Here is a 17,272-nt window from a genome sequence, read left to right on the forward strand (position 1 = left end):
GGCGTCCCGAAACGGGGCGCCCCTCGTGCTGGGTGCCAGAATCGTCCGGTGTCCACGGTCAACGGTCAGGTGTCCCACTGGTTCGACGGACTTCCGGCCTGCCGCGCGTCCCTGCCCGGGGAGCGTGAGGCCGACGTCTGCATCGTCGGCGCCGGCTACACCGGCCTGTGGACCGCCTACTACCTCAAGCGCGCCGACCCGTCGCTGCGCGTCGCGGTCCTCGAAGCCCGGTTCGCCGGGTTCGGCGCGTCGGGGCGCAACGGGGGCTGGCTGTCGGGACTGGTGCCCGGCAACCGCGCCGCGATGGCCGCGCGCCACGGACGCGACGCCGTCGTGGCGTGGCAGCGGGCGCTCAACGAGACCGTCGACGAGGTCGCGGCCGTCGCCGCCGCCGAAGGGATCGACGCCGGCATCGTCAAGGGCGGGACGATGGAGATCGCCCGCAACCCCGCGCAGGCGAAGCGCCTGGCCGCCGACCTCGAGGAGGAGCGGCACTGGCAGGTCGACGGCATCACGCCGTTGACGAAAAACGAAGCAGCCGAACGCATCCGGTTCGACGGACTGGTGTCGGCGTACCACACCCCGCACTGCGCCCGCATCCAGCCGGCCCGCCTCGCCCGAGGGCTGGCGGAGGCCGTCGAGCGCCTCGGCGTGCCGATCTACGAACAGTCACCGGTGACCGCGATCAGCCCCGGCCGGGCCGTCACCCCGCACGGCGCGGTGCGCGCCCCGGTCGTGCTGCGCGCCACCGAGGGTTTCACCGCGGTGCTGCCGGGCCTGCGCCGCCGCTGGCTGCCGATGAACAGTTCGATGATCGCGACCGAACCGATCCCCGCCGAGCGGTGGGCGTCGATCGGATGGGACGGCTGCGAGACCGCCGGCGACACCGCGCACGGGTTCTTCTACGCCCAGCGCACCGTCGACGACCGGATCGCGATCGGCGGACGCAGTGTGCCGTACCGGTTCTCGTCGCGGATCGACGACGACGGGCGGGTGCCGCAACGGACGATCGGCCGACTGTCCGCCGTTCTGCACACCCTGCTGCCCCAGATCCGGGACGTGCCGATCGCCCACGGCTGGTGCGGTGTGCTCGCGGTGCCGCGGGACTGGGAATCGACCGTCACCTTCGACCGGACGAGCGGGCTGGGCTGGGCCGGCGGCTACGTCGGACACGGGGTCACGGCGACGAACCTGGCCGGCCGCACGCTGGCCGACCTGGTGCTCGGCCGAAAGACTCCGCTGACCGAACTGCCCTGGGTGGGCCATCGCTCGCGCGGCTGGGAACCCGAGCCGCTGCGCTGGCTCGGTGTGCGCGGCCTCTACCTCGCCTACCGTCTGGCCGACCGCCACGAGGCGCGGGGCCGGTCGTCCACCTCGCCGATCGCCACGCTCGCCGACCGCATCACCGCCCGGCCCTAACGTTCGGCGCGGGCCTTGAGTCGCTGCAGCGTCGCGGCGATGTTCCGGGCGTTGGCGTCGTCGCGGTCGTTGACGCCGGTGGCCCAGCCGGCCGGCTTGCGGAACCACGCCGGCCGCCGGTCCCACGTGCTCTCGGTGACCCGGCACCCGGATCCGGTCGGCGTGATCTCATAGCGCCAAAGGGCGACCGGGATGACCACGCTGCGCACGTCGAACGCGAACACCTGCCCCGGCGTCGCGTCGGTGACGGTGCAGGTGGTGCTCCAGGACCGTGACCCGTTGCGGTTGCGGCCGACGAACACCGCACCCGGCCGGGCGGCGTCGCCCTTCTTCCACACCATCGCCGAAGTCTCTTCGGCGAGGTCGGCGAGGGTGGGAAGATCGGTGATGAGGCGGTACACCGTGTCCGGGTCGGCGGCGATGTCGACCGTGGCCTGCGCCGTGGCGGCGTCGGGGTTCGTCATGACGGTCGATGGTAGTGATCGGAAGAACGGCGGTGGCCGCGTTGTTGGGATGGTGGAAGCGACTCAACCTCAGGAGGTCCGTCATGTCCGGACGCCCAGTCCTCGACCCCACCGCCGAGCACCCCATCACGGTCGCGCCGACCGGCCGTCACGTCACGGTGACCGTGAACGGCGCCGTGATCGCCGAGACCGACGACGCCCTCACCCTGCAGGAGTCGGATTATCCCGCGGTGCAGTACATCCCGATCCGTGACGTCGACGAATCGGCGCTGGTGTGCAGCGACACCACCACCTACTGCCCGTACAAGGGCGACGCTGCCTACTACCACGTGAACGCCGCGGACCAGACCGTCGAGGACGCGGTCTGGACGTACGGGCAGCCGTATCCGGCGGTCGGCGCGATCGCCGGCCATGTCGCGTTCTATCCGGACAAGGCCGACGTGACGGTCGGCTGAGCGCGTTTCGGGCCTGAAGCGAAACGCCCTGTGGTCTTGATCGGCGTGCTGTAATGGCGGCACGACGACCATCGCCGCCGATGGGGGCTGACCATGCCGAGACTTCCCGGAATGCCGGCGCTCGCCGCCGTCGGTGAGATCCCCCCGGGGCGGACCGTGGACCTGCCCGGGCGGGGCAGCACGTACGTCATCGACTCCGGACCGCAGGACGGCCCGACCTATCTCCTGCTGCACTCGGTGGCGTGCACCGGGCTGATGACCTGGTATCCCGCGCTGGACGCGGTCCGGCAGTACGGCCGGGTGGTGGTGTTCGACCAGCGCTGTCACGGGCACGGCATCAGTTCGCCCCGCTTCCTGCTCGAAGACTGCGCCGACGACGTCGCGGCGCTGGCCGACGCGCTGGGCATCCGCACGTTCGTGCCGGTCGGCTACTCGATGGGTTCGCTGGTCGCCCAACTGGTCTGGCGACGCCACCGTGAGCGCGTCGACGGCCTGGTGTTGTGCGCCGGCGCGGCGGCCGTCTCCCGCGCGAGCTACGAGCGGCTGGCCACCGGCATCTTCGCGGCGCTCATCGACGCGTTCAGCCCACCGCTGCGGGGTCCGTCGCTGACACCGGTCTCCTCGGCGGCCGACGGCGTGTTCGGGGTGCCGCAGTGGTTGCTCGACCAGTTCCGCTCCACCAGCCCCGGTGCGATCACCCGCGCCATCGCCGAGATCACCCGGTTCGACTCCCGCCCGTGGGTGGGGGAGATCGACGTGCCGACGTCGGTGGTGGTCACGTTGCGTGACCGTGCCTTCGGGACGGCGCGCCAGCGGTGGTTGGCCGACCGGATCCCCGGCGCACACGCGGTGCCGGTCGATGCCGGTCACGCCAGTTGCACGTTGCAGGCCGCCAAGTTCGTGCCCGCGCTGAGCGAGGCGATCAGTGTGGTGCACGACCGCGTGCTGGCCGACGCCGCATCGTGAAGCGGCTCAGCGGCTGGGATGCCCTGCTGCTGAACAGCGAGACGCCCAACGTCCACCAGCACACGCTGAAGGTCGCCGTGGTGGACACGTCGGACTTCGAGGGTGAGCCCAGCTTCGAGGTCTTCTGCGAGACGCTGCGCCGCCGCATGCATCTGCTGGAACCCCTGCGCTACGCACTGGCCGACGTCCCGCTGCACCTGCACCGCCCGGTGTGGCGGGAGAACGTCGACATCGACTTCGGCTACCACGTGCGGCAGGTGCGGGTGCCCGGCCCCGGTGGGCGGCGCGAACTCGACGACCTCATCGGGCGGATCGCCGGCACCGCGCTCGATCGCACGCGGCCCCTGTGGGAGCTCTACTACGCCGAGGGGCTCGCGCGGAACCGGGTCGCGGTGATCGGCAAAGTGCACCACGCGCTCGCCGACGGGGTGGCCTCGGCGAACCTGATGGCGCGCGCCATGGAATGGCCCGAGGCCGACCCCGGTGCGGGCCCCGACGGAACCGTCTCCCCGCCGTCGACGGCGCAGCTCGTCCTCGGCGCGGCCCGTGACCACGCGCGCAAGCTGACCGAGCTCCCGGCCGTCGTCAGGGAGGGCGTCCAGGGGATCCACCGGCTGCGGCGACGGTCGCGGCAGCGCCGCGAGAACCCCGACCTCGCCCGCCAGTTCGACCCGCCGCCGACGTTCCTGAACCACAAGGTGTCGCCGAACCGGAGCTTCGCGAGCGCCACCCTGTCGCTGGCCGAGGCCAAGGAGACGAGCAGGCACCTCGGGGTCACGCTCAACGATCTGGTGTTGGCGACGGCGGCGGGTGCGCTGCGTGAGCTCCTGCTGGCCTACGACGGCCGGGCCGACGCACCGATCATCGCCTCGGTGCCGGCCGCCACCGACACCTCGAGGGACCGGATCACCGGAAACGCGTTGAGCACGATGCTGGTCTCGCTGCCGGTGCACGTCGACGACCCACTGGAGCAGGTGCGGCTGAGCAGCCTCGCCGCCGGGATCGCCAAGGAGAACCACGACCTGCTCGGGCCCGGCACCGTCGGGCGCTGGCTGGAGTACGTCCCCCCGACGGCCCTGCGCACCGTCTTCGGGTGGACGTCGAGGCGGCAGGCGCCCAACGCGCTGTTCAACCTGATCGTCTCGAACGTGCCCGGGCCGAGGCGCCGCGGCCGCATCGCCGGGGCGGTGGTGAGCGAGATCTACTCGGTGGGGCCGCTGGCCGCGGGCAGCGCGATGAACATGACGGTGTGGAGTTATGTTGACCAACTGAACGTCTCGGTCCTCAGCGACGGCGAGACGCTCGCCGACACCCACGAGGCCACCGACGCGGTGGTCCGGTCCTTCGCCCGGATCCGGAACGCCGCCGGCTGATCGGATCTCAGCGGGTGCGGACCGCGTAGCGGCGCTCTGCATACGCCAGGTCGTCGACCCACAGCTTCGTCGCCGCGTGCCGCATGAGCGGGGTGATCAACGGCGCGACCTTCTGCCCGTACCCGAACCGGGGGCGATCCGAGTGCGCGACAACGGCTTCGATCACCGCGGTGCGCGGCCGTCCGTCCGGACCCGGCCCGACGGGTGTGGCATGCGTTTCGACGACGCTGCCCGCACCCTCGCCGTCGACGATCCGCATGACGATCGTGCGCGGTTCGGGTGCGACGAACTCCGCGACCACCGGCACCCCCAGCCGGCCGACGCGGAACGTGACCGCCACGAGGAAACGGTCCTCGCGTTCGGGCACCTCGCCGGCCGCGGGTGCGCTGAGCACCTCCAGACGGGTGAACGAATACGGGTGGAACCACGCGCCGTGCCAGGGGTCGAGGCGGTTGGCGATCACGTCGTCGGGTTCGCAGACCCCTACCAGGCGGGTCACGGCGTGCAGCGTGGGGCCGGCGGGACGCGCCGGGACGAACGGCCGCTCCGTCGGTTCCTCGCCGCCGACACCGTCGAGGCGCACCCACGCCAGCACGCCGTCGTCGAAGGCGGGCAAGGGTTTCCAGCCGAACTCGCGGCGTTCCCCGGACAGCCGCAGGCCGTGCCACGGGCAGATCAACGTGCCGCAGTCGACGGTCCCGGTGGACAGGTCGGCACCGAGGTGCGGACACGTCGCGGGCCCGACGTGCAGGTCGCCGCCCGCGCCGCGCCACGCGACGAGTTCGACACCGCCCACCGAGGTGCCCAGAGCGGCACGCCGGATGGTGTCGCTGGCCGCGAACGGGAACCAGTTGCCGCTCGGGCGGGACTTCGCGCGGGCCAGTGCAGCGTTGATCACGGCGGGCTGCGCATCCTGATAGGTGGGCTGCTGGCGGGCCCAGTCGATGCGCGGAAGCACCTTGAACGGTGAGGATTTCGCCCACCTGGCCTTGATGTCGGCGAGCGCGCTCATGACTGCAGTTGCCTTCCTCGCCCGGCCAGTCGCCGCAGCGTCGCGGACCGGCCCGTGGTCGGCACGGTCGTGAGGGCGTGCCCCGCGACGCCGAAGTGCCCGAGCAGACGGTTGGCGGCCGACCACCCCGTCGTCGCGGCGCGCTCCATCAAGGCGACCGGCAGATCGATGCGGATGCCGTCGCCGGCCAGCGCCAGACCCTCGACCGGGGTCCGCACGGTGGGCCGGCCGGCGAAGTCGCCCGGTGCGAAGCGCGGACAGTCACCGCGCAGCAGCAGCCGTTCGCCGACGATGTTCGCCTGCGCCGTTTCGGGGAAGATCGCGTGCAACCGGGCCAGCAGTCGCCGGGGCAACTCGTCGGAGGTGTCGGTCACCGCGTACGAGTGCAGTTCGACGACCGATCCGCCCGTGCGCCGCGCCCAGTCGGCGGCCTGACGTTCGTAGCGTTCGAGCACACTCACATTGTCCAACGGCGTCAGCCCGCCGGTGCCGAGGAACGCGGGCCGATCCGGTGCGACCGGGCGGTCGAGCCAGATCCGCTGCACCAGGAACGGCGGTGCGGTGCCCAGCCCGCCGACCGCCGCCCGCCACGCATCGTCGCCCAGCTCGGTTGAGCTGCGGATGATCTCGCGTAGCCCGGCGACATCGGTGGCGAGCACCACGCCGTCGGCGGGCAGCGACTGACCCGAATCGCAGTGCACGGTGAACCCCCGCTCCACCGCCGTCACCGACACACCGGTGTGGAACCGGACGCCGCGGCTCTCGAGGTGGCGGCGCAACGGCTCCCACAGCGCCACGTCGAAGTTGTCGTCGGCGACGTCGAACACCAGCCCTTCGCTGGAGCCGAGGAAGTAGATGTGGAACATCGTCGCCAGCTCCGCCGCCGAGAGGTCCGGCGGCTGGGCGAAGAAGCTGCGGGAGAACACCTCGAATGCCAGATGCCGGGCGGCGTCGGGGAAGTTGATGTCGCGCAGGAACGTCTCGGCGTCGATGTGGTCGAGCCGGTCGTAGATGTCGGGCACCGACACCGTCGCCAGCGGCGCGGCCGCCCTGGCGTTGAGCCGGGCCAGATCCCGCAACCGGAACGTGGGGCTGCGCAGCGCGAACGCGACGGCGTTGAACGGCGGTGTCTGCGGCAGCCCGCGGAACGTGTCGCGGCGGCCGTGCCCGTCGATGAGGGGATAGTCCTCGACCGGGATCAACATCGACAGGTGCGGATCGACGCGGCGCAGCAGCGCGCGCAGGTTGTAGTACTGGCGGAAGAACGCGTGGAAGCCGCGGTTCATCGCCGCCGCGCCGATCCCGTCGACGTCGTCGGTCCAGCCGCCGACCCGGCCACCCAGGTACGTCTCGCGCTCGACGACGTCGACCTCGACACCGCGTTCGGCCAGTCCGGTCGCCGCGGTCAGCCCGGCGATGCCGCCACCGACCACCACCGCGCGCGGACGCGTGCCCAACGCGGCGGTGTCGGCCACACCTGCGGGCGCCGGATGCACGACGCGCCGGGGATCTTTCATCGTGCCGGCGCCTTCGCGGTGAACGTGTGCACCACGTTGCGCTGCCACCCCGGCATCGTCTCGCTCCGCACATCGGTGAACCCGTTGCGCGCCAGGCGGTTCCGGAACTCCGCTGCGCCGTCGAAGTCGAGCACGCTGCGCCGCAGGTAGGTGTACAGCGACGCGTCGCCGGTGCGCAGGCGGCCCGACGGGATGATGATCGCCCAGCACACCGCATTCCACACCGCGGTCGCCACGCGGGAATCGCGGACGGAGTACTCGTGCACGGCCAGCGGTGCGCCGGGGGTCAGCATCTCGCGGAAGGTCTGCAGCTGACCGTCCCGGTCGGCGAGGTTGCGTAGCAGGTACGCGGCGAAGATCCCGTCGAACGGGCCGGCGACGCCGGCGTCGGCGATGTCCTCGATCCGGCTGTGCACGAAGCGCACCGAACCGGGCCACGTCTTGGCCCGCGCCTCGGCGAGCATCCCGGCCGACGCGTCGACGGCGACGATCTGGGCGTGCGGGGCCGCCGCGAGCAGCGCGGCGGTCGACGCGCCCGTCCCGCAGCCCGCATCGAGCAGGCGCAGACCGCGCCCACCGTCGGGCAGCCCCATCCGCCGCGCGGACAGCCGAAGATGTTCGTGATAGCCGGGATTGGCGCCGACGAGCTTGTCGTAGGCGGCCGCGCCGGCGTCGAACGCGGCGGGCACCTTGGCGTGGGGGAGCGCGTCACTCATCGGGGCACCGTCTCGCCGTCGACGTTCGCGCTCCTCGTCCGCTGGCGTTCCCAGAGCAGCAGTACGGCGGTCACGAGCGCGAAACCGAACAGGAAGTCCTCGACCGGGATGTCCCACGGGAACCGGATGCCACTGGTGTGCTCCTCGTTGTAGATGACGATGGGGGCGCTGAGTTTGGTCAGCCATCCGTCGACCGGGATCTGGAAGCCGATCACGATGACCATCGAGATCCAGTAGGCGGGACGCCGGAAGAGCCCGGTGCGCAGGAAACGCAGCTCCCACACCACCACCACGACCACCGCGAGGATCGCGGGCAGGGTGTAGCCGAGGCCGATCACGACGACTGCGCCGATCGGGCACGCAGCCGCCGTTTGAGGTACGCGAGGACGGTGTCGACGGCGTTGTAGGTGAACAGTCCGCACAACGGGATCACGATGAAGAACATCAGCTCCTCGATCGGCACGTCCGGGAACCCGATGCCGGTGACGTACTTCGCGTTGTACCCCCAGACGTCGGCGAAGATCGCGATCAGATCCCACACCACGAACACCGCGGCGACGGGCAGGATGGCCGCCGCGGCCCGCCGGGCCTGCCGGTACACGCCGGCTCCGAACGCCTCGAGAGGCAGGGTGACGAGCAGGCAGGCGCCGAGGACCATCAGGTACTGGAAGCGATCCATCCCTAGACCTTCGCAGGGTGGGTGACGCGGGCGCGCCAGGCACGCAGCAACCCGATGCCCGCGACCTGGAGCCGACGTCCGTTCCCCACGGTGGCGCGCTGGTTGAAGATGTCGAAGTCGATGTCCTCGATGCGGTCCAGGATCTCCGAATACAGCACGGCCGCCGCGCCGACGCACGCCCGGGAGCGGGGGTGCAGCAGGTCGACCCCGTGCCGGGCGTAGTCGTAGACGCGCCGGGTCACCGCATGTTGTTCGGCCAGCGCGTTGCGCACCCGGGTGTCGGTGCGCTTGGTGGTGTGGCACCACATCAGCAGATCGCGGTCGACGCCGTGGGCGGCGAGCTCGTCGGCGGGTAGGTACACCCGCCCCCGGTCGAGGTCTTCGTCGACGTCGCGCAGGAAGTTCGTCAGCTGGAAGGCCTTGCCGAGTGCCGCCGCGTAGGGCGCGGCCTCTTCGCGTGGGACGACCGTGCCCAGGACCGGCAGCAACTGCAGCCCGATGACCTCCGCGGAGCCGTACATGTAGCGGTCGATGGACGGCCGGTCCGGATAGTCGGTGATCGTCAGATCCATCCGCATCGACGCCAGGAAATCGTCGAACAACTCCCACGGGATCCCGTAACGGCGCGCGGTGTGCACCACGGCGGCCAGCGCCGGGTCACCTCCGGTGGCGTTGCCCTGGACGAGGCCGTCGAACAGCTGGGTGGCCAGGCGGTGCAGCCGGTCGGCCCGCTCGGCGACGGTGGCCGTGGACTCCAGATCGTCGAGGATGTCGTCCGCGCGGCGGGCGAACCCGTACAGGGCGTGCACGGCCGGGCGCTGTTCGGGCGCCAGCAGCCGCGTCGCGAGGTAGAAGGTGCGGCCGTGTTCGGCGTTGAGCACCCGGCAGCAGCGGTAGGCGTTGCGCAGCGCCGGGTCGCGGACACCGGCGGCGTCGAGTTCGGATCCGATCATGACAGCCCGCTCCTCGCTCTGGTCGGGGCCGCCGTGGGGGTGGACGGCGGGACGGCCCCGGTGATTCGATCTGCGGCCAGCCGGCCGGACAGCAACGCGGTCGGCACCCCGACTCCGGGGACCGTGGAGGATCCGGCCAGCACCACGTTGTCCGCACCGCGGATGGTGTTCGCCGGCCGGAACGGTCCGGTCTGGCCGAAGGTGTGCGCGAGCGCGAACGGCGTGCCGGCGGCCATGTCCTGGCGCGCCCAGCCGTCGGGGTCCACGACGTGCAGCAGCTCGAGGTCGTCGCCGACCGCGGGCATCCGCCTGCGCACGGTGTCCAGCATGCCCTCGACGTAGGCCTCGCTGGTGCGGGTCCAATCGACCTGTCCCACCGCCTTGTTCGGTGCGGGTGCCAGCACGTAGAGGAGGTCACGGCCCGGTGGCGCCAGGCTCGGGTCGCCTGCGGTGGGGCGGGTGACCAACAGCGACGGGTCGCTCATCACGCGGCCCTCGTCGATGATGTCGCGGAAGGTCTGCTCCCAGGCGCCGCCGAACAGGATGTTGTGATGTGCCACACCGGGATCGACGGCCGCGCAGCCCACATGGGCGACCACCGCCGACGGCGCCGGGCGCAGCGGCAGCAGGCGTCGCGGGGTGCGGCCGAGCAGGCGGTAGGTGGTCGGCAGCTCTGTGGTGAGCACGACGGCGTCGGCGGGGATGCGGTCACCGCCGTCGGTGCGCACCGCCGTCACACGGCCGTCTGCGCTCCGTTCGAGCACCGACACAGCTGCGCCATAACGGAATTCGACACCGGCGTCGGAAGCGGCCGCTGCCATCGCGTCCGGCACGGCCCGCATGCCGCCACGGGGGAAGTACACCCCGGCCACGGTGTCCATGTAGGCGATCACCGCGTAGGCCGCCAGCGCCTTGTGCGGCGGCACCCCGGCGTAGAGGGCCTGGAAGGTGAAGATGCGGCGCAGCCGCTCGTCGGTGATGTACTTGCGCACCACCCGGTCCCACCGACGGAACCCGCCCATCGCGGCCAGCCGGGCCAGCTGCGGCGTCACCAGCGACAGCGGTGAATCGAAGTTCGAGGCGATGAAACCGTTGAACTCTGCCTGGTAGAGCCGGGTCAGCCAGGTGCGCAGCCGCAGGTAGCCGTCGGCGGCATCGGTGCCGGCGAAGCGTTCGATCTCCGATGCCATCGCGGTGGCGTCGGTGTGCACGAACAGCCCGCTGCCGTCGGCGAACGACGCGCGGTAGGCGGGGTCGACCCGGTCGAGTTCCAGGCGTCCGCTCATCGAATCGCCGACGGCGGCGAAGGCGTCCTCGATGATGTCGGGCATGGTGAGCACGGTCGGTCCGGTGTCGAGCCGGTAACCCCGGATGTCCAGCCGGCCCATCCGGCCGCCTGGGAAGGTCTCGCGTTCGAGCACCGTGACGGTGCGGCCGCGCCCGGCCAACTGCAACGCCGCCGACAGGCCGGACAACCCGGCGTCGACGACCACCACGCGGTCTGTTCGCCCCCCGACGGTGCGCATCAGTTCGTTTCTCCTACCTGTGTTCCGGTCACGCGGCTCGCCGGGTGCAGACCGCCGCCATGTTGACCAGTGCGGTTCGCACGGTGTCGTCGAGTGGGCTGGTGTGGAGGCGCTCGAGCGCGTGCGAGAGCCGCCGGTCGATCAGCTGCTCGATCCACTGCACCGCGCCGGTCGCGGCGATCAGGTGCTGCCAGCGGGTGATGTCGTCGGCGTCGAGGTCGCGCCGCGACATGAGGTCGGTGAGTTGAGTGCGCACCGCCGGTTCGGCGAGCCGGTGTGCGGCGACGACGACGCTGGTGGCCTTGTGTTCCGAGAGGTCACCGCCGGCGGGCTTGCCGGTCACCGTCGGCGTCCCGAAGATGCCGAGCAGATCGTCGCGCAGTTGGAACGCCTCGCCGACCGCCGCGCCGTAGCGGCCGAGCAACCGCAGGGTCGGCTCCGGGCAGCCCGCCAGCGCACCGCCGATCTCCAGGGGGCGGCGCACCGTGTAGTTCCCGGACTTGCGACGTGCGACGTCGAGCACGTCCTCCAGTGTCGGCCGTCCGCCCGCGTCGTTGACCAGATCGGCGAACTGGCCCACGGCCAGTTCCGTGCGCATCGCGTCGTACCGCGGCCAGGCACGGCTCAGCGCGGCGGACCCCAGACCGCTCTCCCGCATCATCTGCCCCGCCCACACCAGGCAGAGGTCGCCGAGAAGCACCGCCGCCGAGGCGCCGAACCGCTCGGCCGACCCGTTGAGGCCGTTGTCCCGGTGCCACTGCGCGAACCGCACATGTGCCGCCGGACGACCCCGGCGCAGCGGCGAATCGTCCATCACGTCGTCCTGGAGCAGCGCGAAGATGTGCAGCAGGTCGAAACTCGCGGCGGCGCGCAGGGCGGCGTCGTCGGGTGCGGCGCCGGCCAGCCAGCCGAGGTAGGCGAACGTCGAACGCAAGCACTTACCGTCACCGACGAAGTCGGAGAGCACGTCGAGGGTGACGTCCACACCGGTGAGACGCAGGTCGCCGGCGCAACGGTCGGCGACGAACTCGGTCACCGCGTCGATCGCCGCGCGGCGCACGTCGTCGCGCCAGGTGTCGAAGGAGTCGGCGGCGAGTCCGGCCCGGGCCGGACGCAGAGGAGCGGCGAGCAGCCGATCGTCGACACCGCTCACCCGAAGCCTTCCTCGTCACCCTGCTGAGACCACCAAACTAGGGTTCTAGTTGTCCGTACCCGTGATCGTGGAAACCAATCGGGATTCGATGTCACGATTGCGTCATCACTTCACTTATCCATCGGGAGGCCGCCGTGTGGGCTGACCAGGCCCTTCGCCGCAGCGTGGTCTTCGGTGGTCCGGTCAGCCCCGCGCTGACGCTCATGCCGCTGCGTCGCGGCCGCGGCGACCCCTGCTTCCACGTCGCCGCCGACGGGGCGATGTGGCGCACGAGCCTGCCGCCGACCGGACCGGTGACCGCCCGGATCACCCGGTCCGCGGCGAACGCGGTCGACGTCGAGGCGTGGGGCCCCGGCGCGGCCGAGTTCCTCGACGGGGTGCCCGCGCTGCTCGGCGCCGCCGACGACGACGCGGGGTTCGCCCCGCAGGAGCCGACGATCGCCCTGGCGCACCGGCGGGTGCCGCACCTGAGGCTGGGGAGCACCGGCCGGGTGCTCGAGGCGCTGATCCCCGCGGTGCTCGAGCAGCGGGTGACCGGGATGGACGCCTTCCGCGCCTGGCGGTTGCTGGCCACGAAGTTCGGGACACCCGCCCCCGGGCCGGCGCCGGCGCAGATGAGGGTTCCGCCGAGCGCGCAGGTGTGGCGGCGCATCCCGTCGTGGGAGTTCCACCGCGCCAACGTCGATCCGCGCAGGGCACGGACCGTGGTGCTGTGCGCGCAGCGGGCCGACTCACTCGAGCGGCTGTCCGGCCGGCCCGCCGAGCAGGCGCGTGCGGCGATGATGTCGCTGTCCGGGGTCGGGGAGTGGACGGCCGCGGAGACCGCGCAGCGGGCGTGGGGCGACCCCGATGCGCTGTCGGTCGGCGACTACCACCTCGCGAAGACCGTCGGGTGGAGCCTGCTCGGCCGTCCGATCGACGACCCGGCGATGGTCGAGCTGCTCGAGCCGATGCGCCCGCACCGCCACCGCGCGGTTCGACTGCTGCTGGCCAGCGGTTTGGCGCGCAACCCGCGGTTCGGCGCCCGCCTCGCGATCCCGAAGCTTGCCGAACTGTGACGTGGGTCGGGGCCCTGATTACGCCACACCGGTGAGGGGTAGTCGGAGCATCGAAGACTTGATCACGCACGGAAAGAAGGAGACATTCCATGGCGTACACCGTTCCCGGCATGACCGACAAAGAGGGCGCCCAGGTCGCGGAGCTGCTGCAGAAGCAGCTCAGCCGGTACAACGATCTTCACTTGACCCTCAAGCACATCCACTGGAACGTGGTCGGCCCGAACTTCATCGGTGTGCACGAGATGATCGACCCGCAGGTCGAACTCGTCCGTGGTTACGCCGACGAGGTGGCCGAACGCATCGCGACGCTGGGCGGCTCCCCGAAGGGCACCCCCGGGGCGATCATCAGCGACCGCACGTGGGACGACTACTCGCTGGAGCGCGACACCGTGCAGGCGCATCTGGCGGCCCTCGACCTCGTCTACGACGGGATCATCGAGGACACCCGCAAGAACATCGAGGAGACCGAGGAGCCCGATCCGGTCACCAACGACATGCTGATCGGGCACGCCGCGGAGCTGGAGAAGTTCCAGTGGTTCGTGCGCGCCCACCTGGAGAACGCCGGTGGCGAGCTCAAGCACGGTGGCACCTCCACCGAGAAGAGCGCCGCCAAGGCGGCCAAGAGCTAGCCTCGCCGCCCCACGAAGAAGGCCCGCGTCCGAAACTTCCGGGACGCGGGCCCTTTTCCGTGTCCGGGTCAGCCGCCGTTGGTGACCGGGTTCGACGACAGCGTGATGAAGCCCCCGTTGATCCACACGCCCCAGCGGCCACCCCACGCCGACGTCCACACGACGGGTTGTCCGGCCCAGAACTCCGCCGGCTTGGGCGGCGCCCACGCCGGTACCGGTTCGCCCTGGGCGGGCGGAGGCGGAGGAGCCGGCTGGGCGGCCGCGACGGACGCGCCCGCGCCCAGAGCGGCTGCGGTGAGGCCGGCCGCGACGGCGGTCGCGGACAGAATCGTCTTCAGCGTGGTCATCGTTGGTTGTATCCCCAGTTCCACACCGACGGATCCGACGGTGGGTACGTCATGCAGACGTCGGTGGCATGGGCGACCACGCCCTTGTTGTTGAAGAACAGCTTCGCCCAGTTGCCCCAGCGGGTGGCCATCTGCTCGTAGAACACGTTGGTCGCCGTGGCCTCGGAGTACTGCCGACGGGCGGTGTAGTCCAGCGAGAAGAACCAGTAGATCCGGTCCCGGGCGCCCTGCTGGACGTCGAGGGGCCGGTTGTTGTAGTCGATCATGTACCGCTCGTAGTACACCGGTGAGGTGTCGCGCGCCGCGGCCATGTACTGGTCGACCGTGCAGGTGGTCTTGAGGATCCGGTTGGGGATCGGATAGTCGTCGGTGGCGTCGGCCGAGGCTGTCGCCGGAGCGCTCAGCACGCCCAGGGCGACGGCGGCGCTGATCGCGCCCGCCCAGAGCCCTTTCACACGATCGGCCATGACACTCCTTCGATCGGTTGCGTGCGAGGCGCTCACGCGGGTTTCTCCGCGGCCTGAAGCAGCAGCGCCTGATGGGCCGGGCAGTAGGTGGGATACGCCAGGCCGATGAACTTCCAGGCCTGCTCGGTGGTGCTGTCCTTCGGAAGCTGCCTCGCGACGAACTTCGCCGAATCGAACGCGTTCTTGTCGACACCGCGATCGATGCGCTCGCAGGCGATCTTGCCGATCCAGGCGTTGTAATCCTTCTGCCCGTAGATGCCGATCGTGTGCAGCGCGTTCGCGAAATCGGTGTCGGGGTCCGCGTGCGCGACGGCAGGCGTGGCGAGCGCCAGGCCAGCGAAGGCCACCGCCAGGATCGCTCTCTTCATGGCGAGGATGTTAGCTGGCCTAATTCTGCTTGTCACGGCCACCCACCCGGCTCGGGAGGGCAGGCGGGCGGCTACCGGACGTCCGGGTCGGATCCTCGTGCGGTGTGCCTGCCCGAGACGTCGTCGAGGACCTCGGCGTCCAGTGCATCGTCGCGTACCGGCCGGTCGGCCAGTTCCTCGTACCGTCCGAACAGGTAGGGATAGGCCGCTCCGGCGATGGCCGCGCCGAGCAGTGGGGCGAGCCAGAACACCCACAGTTGTGCGGGAGCCTCGTTGCCGTTGAAGAACGCGACGCCGGTCGAGCGGGCCGGATTCACCGAGGTGTTCGAGATCGGGATCGATATCAGGTGGATCAGGGTCAGCGTCAGCCCGATGGCCAGACCGGCGAACCCCTTCGGCGCCCGGTCGTCGGTGGCGCCGAGGATCACCAGCAGGAAGATCCCGGTCAGCAGGATCTCCGCGATGACGACGGCCAGCAGCGAATATCCGGCGGGCGAGTGGTTGGCGTATCCGTTCGCGGCCATGTTGCCGGTGGCGGTCCAACCCTCGCGTCCCTTCGCGATGACGTAGATGACGAGTCCGGCCGCCACGCCGGCGACCACCTGGGTGATCCAGTACGCGGGCAGCACCCGCCATTCGACGCGCCTGGCCAAGGCGGCTCCCAGCGTCACCGCGGGGTTGAAGTGACCACCGGAGATGGTGCCGAACGCGTACACGCCCGTGAGCACCGTGAGACCGAAGGCGAGCGAGACGCCGAGGAATCCGATGCCGAAGGCGTAGCCGTCGGCGGAGGTGTACTTGGCGGCGAAGACCGCGCTGCCGCAACCGCCGAAGACCAGCCAGAACGTCCCGACGAACTCGGCGGCCACCCGATGCATCATGGTCGGCTCACGCATGCCTACTCCTTCCACGCTGACCCGAGCGTGACACGGATCACGGCCGGATGGGGGCGCTGCGGCCGAATCGTGGCCGGACGGCAATGCCGCGACCGGGGAATGCGCTCAGCGGTACGCGGTGAACCGCGCCGTCAGCGCCAGCTGCCCGTCGGCCCCGACGGCCCGGGCATCCGCCACCCCCGTCGACCGACCGACACGCAAAGGTGTTGCGCTGTACCGGCATTCACCGCCGGCGGCCAGCCTGCGCAGGAAGTTCACCCGCAGGGATCCCGTGCGCAGGGGCGGATCGCTGCGGCCGGCGTTCACCGCGGCGGACGCGACGAGTTCCAGGCCGGTGGCGGCCACCCCGCCGTGGACGACACCGAGCATGTTGTTGATCACCGGATCGGCGTGCTGGATCAGGGCGGCGTCGCCGTCGGCTTCGACGGCCAGCATCGCGGCCAGGCCGACCTTGCGCGTGTGGTGCTCGGCCTGCTGCGGGAAGTCGGTGAACCGGGCGCCGGTGATGTAGAAGGACCGCACACTGCCGGTGCCGATGACGACGTCGCGGTGGCTGAACTCGCACAGCGCCATCGCGGTGGCGCCCTTGACGGCGACCGGCCACGCCCGCCCCACCACGCCGGCGTCGTCGGCGGTGATCAGGTCGGCTGCCTCGGGGACCAGTTCCAGGGACAGTTCCGTGGACACGGTCCATTCGTCCTCGCCGCGCCGCAGGTGATTGGCCAGGCCGCCGACGTGGTCGAGCAGCATCGCCAGGGGTGCGGCGGTGGGCAGGCCGGTGAGCGGGTTCACCAGACCGCGGGTGGGGACGGTGGCGATGCTGTGGTCGCCGGTGCCCTCGAAGGTCTCGATGCCGAACCGGCCGATAGGGGTGTTGAGCGGGTGTGACATCGCGCTCAGCATGCGCCAGCGGTCCGGGTGCCTTACCCCTCGGGGGTATCGACCGCAGCGACGGGGCCTGAGATGCGTTGCGGGACTCAGTGACCCGCCCCTCATCGGGTCGGGGCGCACGCCGGAACGCCCGCTCAGGCGCCCGTCAGCGTTGTCTAAGAATCTAACTAGGCTTTCTGCAAACGCCACACAGTCAACAATGCCAGCAAAATGGCACGAAGAGTCGGTGTCAGCAAACTTTCAGGCACGGGCAGCAATCGTCCGGCCGGACGGCACCGTTGCCGCCTCCCCGTGGACCGCGGGCCGAAAACGCAGTGGCTCAACATGTTTCGTTCCACCGACGAGCGTCGCGCGCCGGCGTCGGCAACATGCCGGGCGAGTAT

The 17,272-nt window shown here is 70.8% G+C and carries 20 protein-coding genes; 6 read left to right on the forward strand and 14 right to left on the reverse strand.

What is annotated here, in order from left to right; genetic code table 11:
• Nucleotides 1–48 precede the first annotated feature (48 nt).
• Nucleotides 49–1,419 (forward strand): NAD(P)/FAD-dependent oxidoreductase, encoded by a 1,371-nt coding sequence (locus AU196_RS11615; protein ID WP_059095223.1) that lies wholly within the window; start codon nt 49–51, stop codon nt 1,417–1,419.
• Here AU196_RS11615 and AU196_RS11620 read toward each other — a convergent pair.
• Nucleotides 1,416–1,883 (reverse strand): SRPBCC family protein, encoded by a 468-nt coding sequence (locus tag AU196_RS11620; RefSeq protein WP_059095224.1) that lies wholly within the window; start codon nt 1,881–1,883, stop codon nt 1,416–1,418. The two genes, AU196_RS11615 and AU196_RS11620, sit on opposite strands and share 4 nt — an antisense overlap.
• 83 nt (nt 1,884–1,966) lie before the next feature.
• Here AU196_RS11620 and AU196_RS11625 point away from each other — a divergent pair, with 83 nt between their 5' ends.
• From AU196_RS11625 to AU196_RS11635, 3 genes are all read left to right on the forward strand, one after another.
• Nucleotides 1,967–2,338 carry a DUF427 domain-containing protein gene (locus AU196_RS11625; protein WP_059095225.1) on the forward strand — a complete coding sequence of 124 codons (372 nt, stop codon included), beginning with the start codon at nt 1,967–1,969 and terminating at the stop codon, nt 2,336–2,338.
• 93 nt (nt 2,339–2,431) lie between these two features.
• Nucleotides 2,432–3,304 carry an alpha/beta fold hydrolase gene (locus AU196_RS11630; RefSeq protein WP_059095226.1) on the forward strand — a complete coding sequence of 291 codons (873 nt, stop codon included), beginning with the start codon at nt 2,432–2,434 and terminating at the stop codon, nt 3,302–3,304.
• Nucleotides 3,301–4,677 (forward strand): WS/DGAT/MGAT family O-acyltransferase, encoded by a 1,377-nt coding sequence (locus AU196_RS11635; RefSeq protein ID WP_059095227.1) that lies wholly within the window; start codon nt 3,301–3,303, stop codon nt 4,675–4,677. Before AU196_RS11630 ends, AU196_RS11635 begins: the two co-directional genes overlap by 4 nt.
• 7 nt (nt 4,678–4,684) lie before the next feature.
• Here AU196_RS11635 and AU196_RS11640 read toward each other — a convergent pair whose 3' ends face one another.
• The 8 genes from AU196_RS11640 to AU196_RS11675 are packed head-to-tail and all read right to left on the reverse strand — an operon-like array spanning nt 4,685 to nt 12,233.
• Nucleotides 4,685–5,689, reverse strand: coding sequence for a Rieske (2Fe-2S) protein (locus AU196_RS11640; protein ID WP_059095228.1), 1,005 nt, complete (start codon nt 5,687–5,689; stop codon nt 4,685–4,687).
• Complete coding sequence (locus AU196_RS11645) at nt 5,686–7,206, reverse strand: FAD-dependent oxidoreductase (protein ID WP_059095229.1); 1,521 nt, start codon at nt 7,204–7,206, stop codon at nt 5,686–5,688. Before AU196_RS11645 ends, AU196_RS11640 begins: the two co-directional genes overlap by 4 nt.
• Nucleotides 7,203–7,922 (reverse strand): class I SAM-dependent methyltransferase, encoded by a 720-nt coding sequence (locus AU196_RS11650; protein ID WP_059095230.1) that lies wholly within the window; start codon nt 7,920–7,922, stop codon nt 7,203–7,205. Before AU196_RS11650 ends, AU196_RS11645 begins: the two co-directional genes overlap by 4 nt.
• Nucleotides 7,919–8,260: a lycopene cyclase domain-containing protein gene (locus AU196_RS11655; RefSeq protein WP_059095231.1), complete on the reverse strand. Its 342-nt coding sequence runs from the start codon at nt 8,258–8,260 to the stop codon at nt 7,919–7,921. Before AU196_RS11655 ends, AU196_RS11650 begins: the two co-directional genes overlap by 4 nt.
• Nucleotides 8,257–8,601 (reverse strand): lycopene cyclase domain-containing protein, encoded by a 345-nt coding sequence (locus AU196_RS11660; RefSeq protein ID WP_059095232.1) that lies wholly within the window; start codon nt 8,599–8,601, stop codon nt 8,257–8,259. Before AU196_RS11660 ends, AU196_RS11655 begins: the two co-directional genes overlap by 4 nt.
• A 2-nt stretch (nt 8,602–8,603) precedes the next feature.
• Nucleotides 8,604–9,554, reverse strand: a complete 951-nt coding sequence (locus AU196_RS11665) for a phytoene/squalene synthase family protein (protein WP_059095233.1) — start codon at nt 9,552–9,554, stop codon at nt 8,604–8,606.
• Nucleotides 9,551–11,080 (reverse strand): phytoene desaturase family protein, encoded by a 1,530-nt coding sequence (gene crtI / locus AU196_RS11670; RefSeq protein WP_059095234.1) that lies wholly within the window; start codon nt 11,078–11,080, stop codon nt 9,551–9,553. The genes AU196_RS11665 and crtI overlap by 4 nt, the downstream gene beginning before the upstream one ends.
• A 28-nt stretch (nt 11,081–11,108) precedes the next feature.
• Nucleotides 11,109–12,233, reverse strand: coding sequence for a polyprenyl synthetase family protein (locus tag AU196_RS11675; protein ID WP_059095235.1), 1,125 nt, complete (start codon nt 12,231–12,233; stop codon nt 11,109–11,111).
• A 134-nt stretch (nt 12,234–12,367) separates the two neighbouring features.
• On the opposite strand from AU196_RS11675, the gene AU196_RS11680 reads away from it, so the two are divergent.
• Complete coding sequence (locus AU196_RS11680) at nt 12,368–13,291, forward strand: DNA-3-methyladenine glycosylase family protein (RefSeq protein ID WP_082695684.1); 924 nt, start codon at nt 12,368–12,370, stop codon at nt 13,289–13,291.
• Between the two features lie 89 nt (nt 13,292–13,380).
• Complete coding sequence (gene dps / locus AU196_RS11685) at nt 13,381–13,920, forward strand: DNA starvation/stationary phase protection protein Dps (RefSeq protein WP_059095236.1); 540 nt, start codon at nt 13,381–13,383, stop codon at nt 13,918–13,920.
• Nucleotides 13,921–13,988: 68 nt separating this feature from the next.
• Here dps and AU196_RS11690 read toward each other — a convergent pair whose 3' ends face one another.
• From AU196_RS11690 to AU196_RS11710, 5 genes are all read right to left on the reverse strand, one after another.
• On the reverse strand, nt 13,989–14,267 hold the full coding sequence (locus tag AU196_RS11690; RefSeq protein ID WP_059095237.1) for a hypothetical protein: 279 nt from the start codon (nt 14,265–14,267) through the stop codon (nt 13,989–13,991).
• Nucleotides 14,264–14,734, reverse strand: a complete 471-nt coding sequence (locus AU196_RS11695) for a DUF5078 domain-containing protein (protein WP_059095238.1) — start codon at nt 14,732–14,734, stop codon at nt 14,264–14,266. The genes AU196_RS11690 and AU196_RS11695 overlap by 4 nt, the downstream gene beginning before the upstream one ends.
• A gap of 32 nt (nt 14,735–14,766) precedes the next feature.
• Nucleotides 14,767–15,102: a DUF732 domain-containing protein gene (locus tag AU196_RS11700; RefSeq protein ID WP_059095239.1), complete on the reverse strand. Its 336-nt coding sequence runs from the start codon at nt 15,100–15,102 to the stop codon at nt 14,767–14,769.
• 71 nt (nt 15,103–15,173) lie between these two features.
• Entirely contained in the window at nt 15,174–15,998 is an 825-nt protein-coding gene (gene aqpZ / locus AU196_RS11705) for an aquaporin Z (protein ID WP_059095240.1), read from the reverse strand.
• A 105-nt stretch (nt 15,999–16,103) separates the two neighbouring features.
• Nucleotides 16,104–16,901: a PaaI family thioesterase gene (locus AU196_RS11710; protein ID WP_059095241.1), complete on the reverse strand. Its 798-nt coding sequence runs from the start codon at nt 16,899–16,901 to the stop codon at nt 16,104–16,106.
• Between the last annotated feature and the right edge of the window lie 371 nt (nt 16,902–17,272).

The organism is Mycobacterium sp. IS-1742 (assembly GCF_001500125.1).
Lineage (GTDB): Bacteria > Actinomycetota > Actinomycetes > Mycobacteriales > Mycobacteriaceae > Mycobacterium.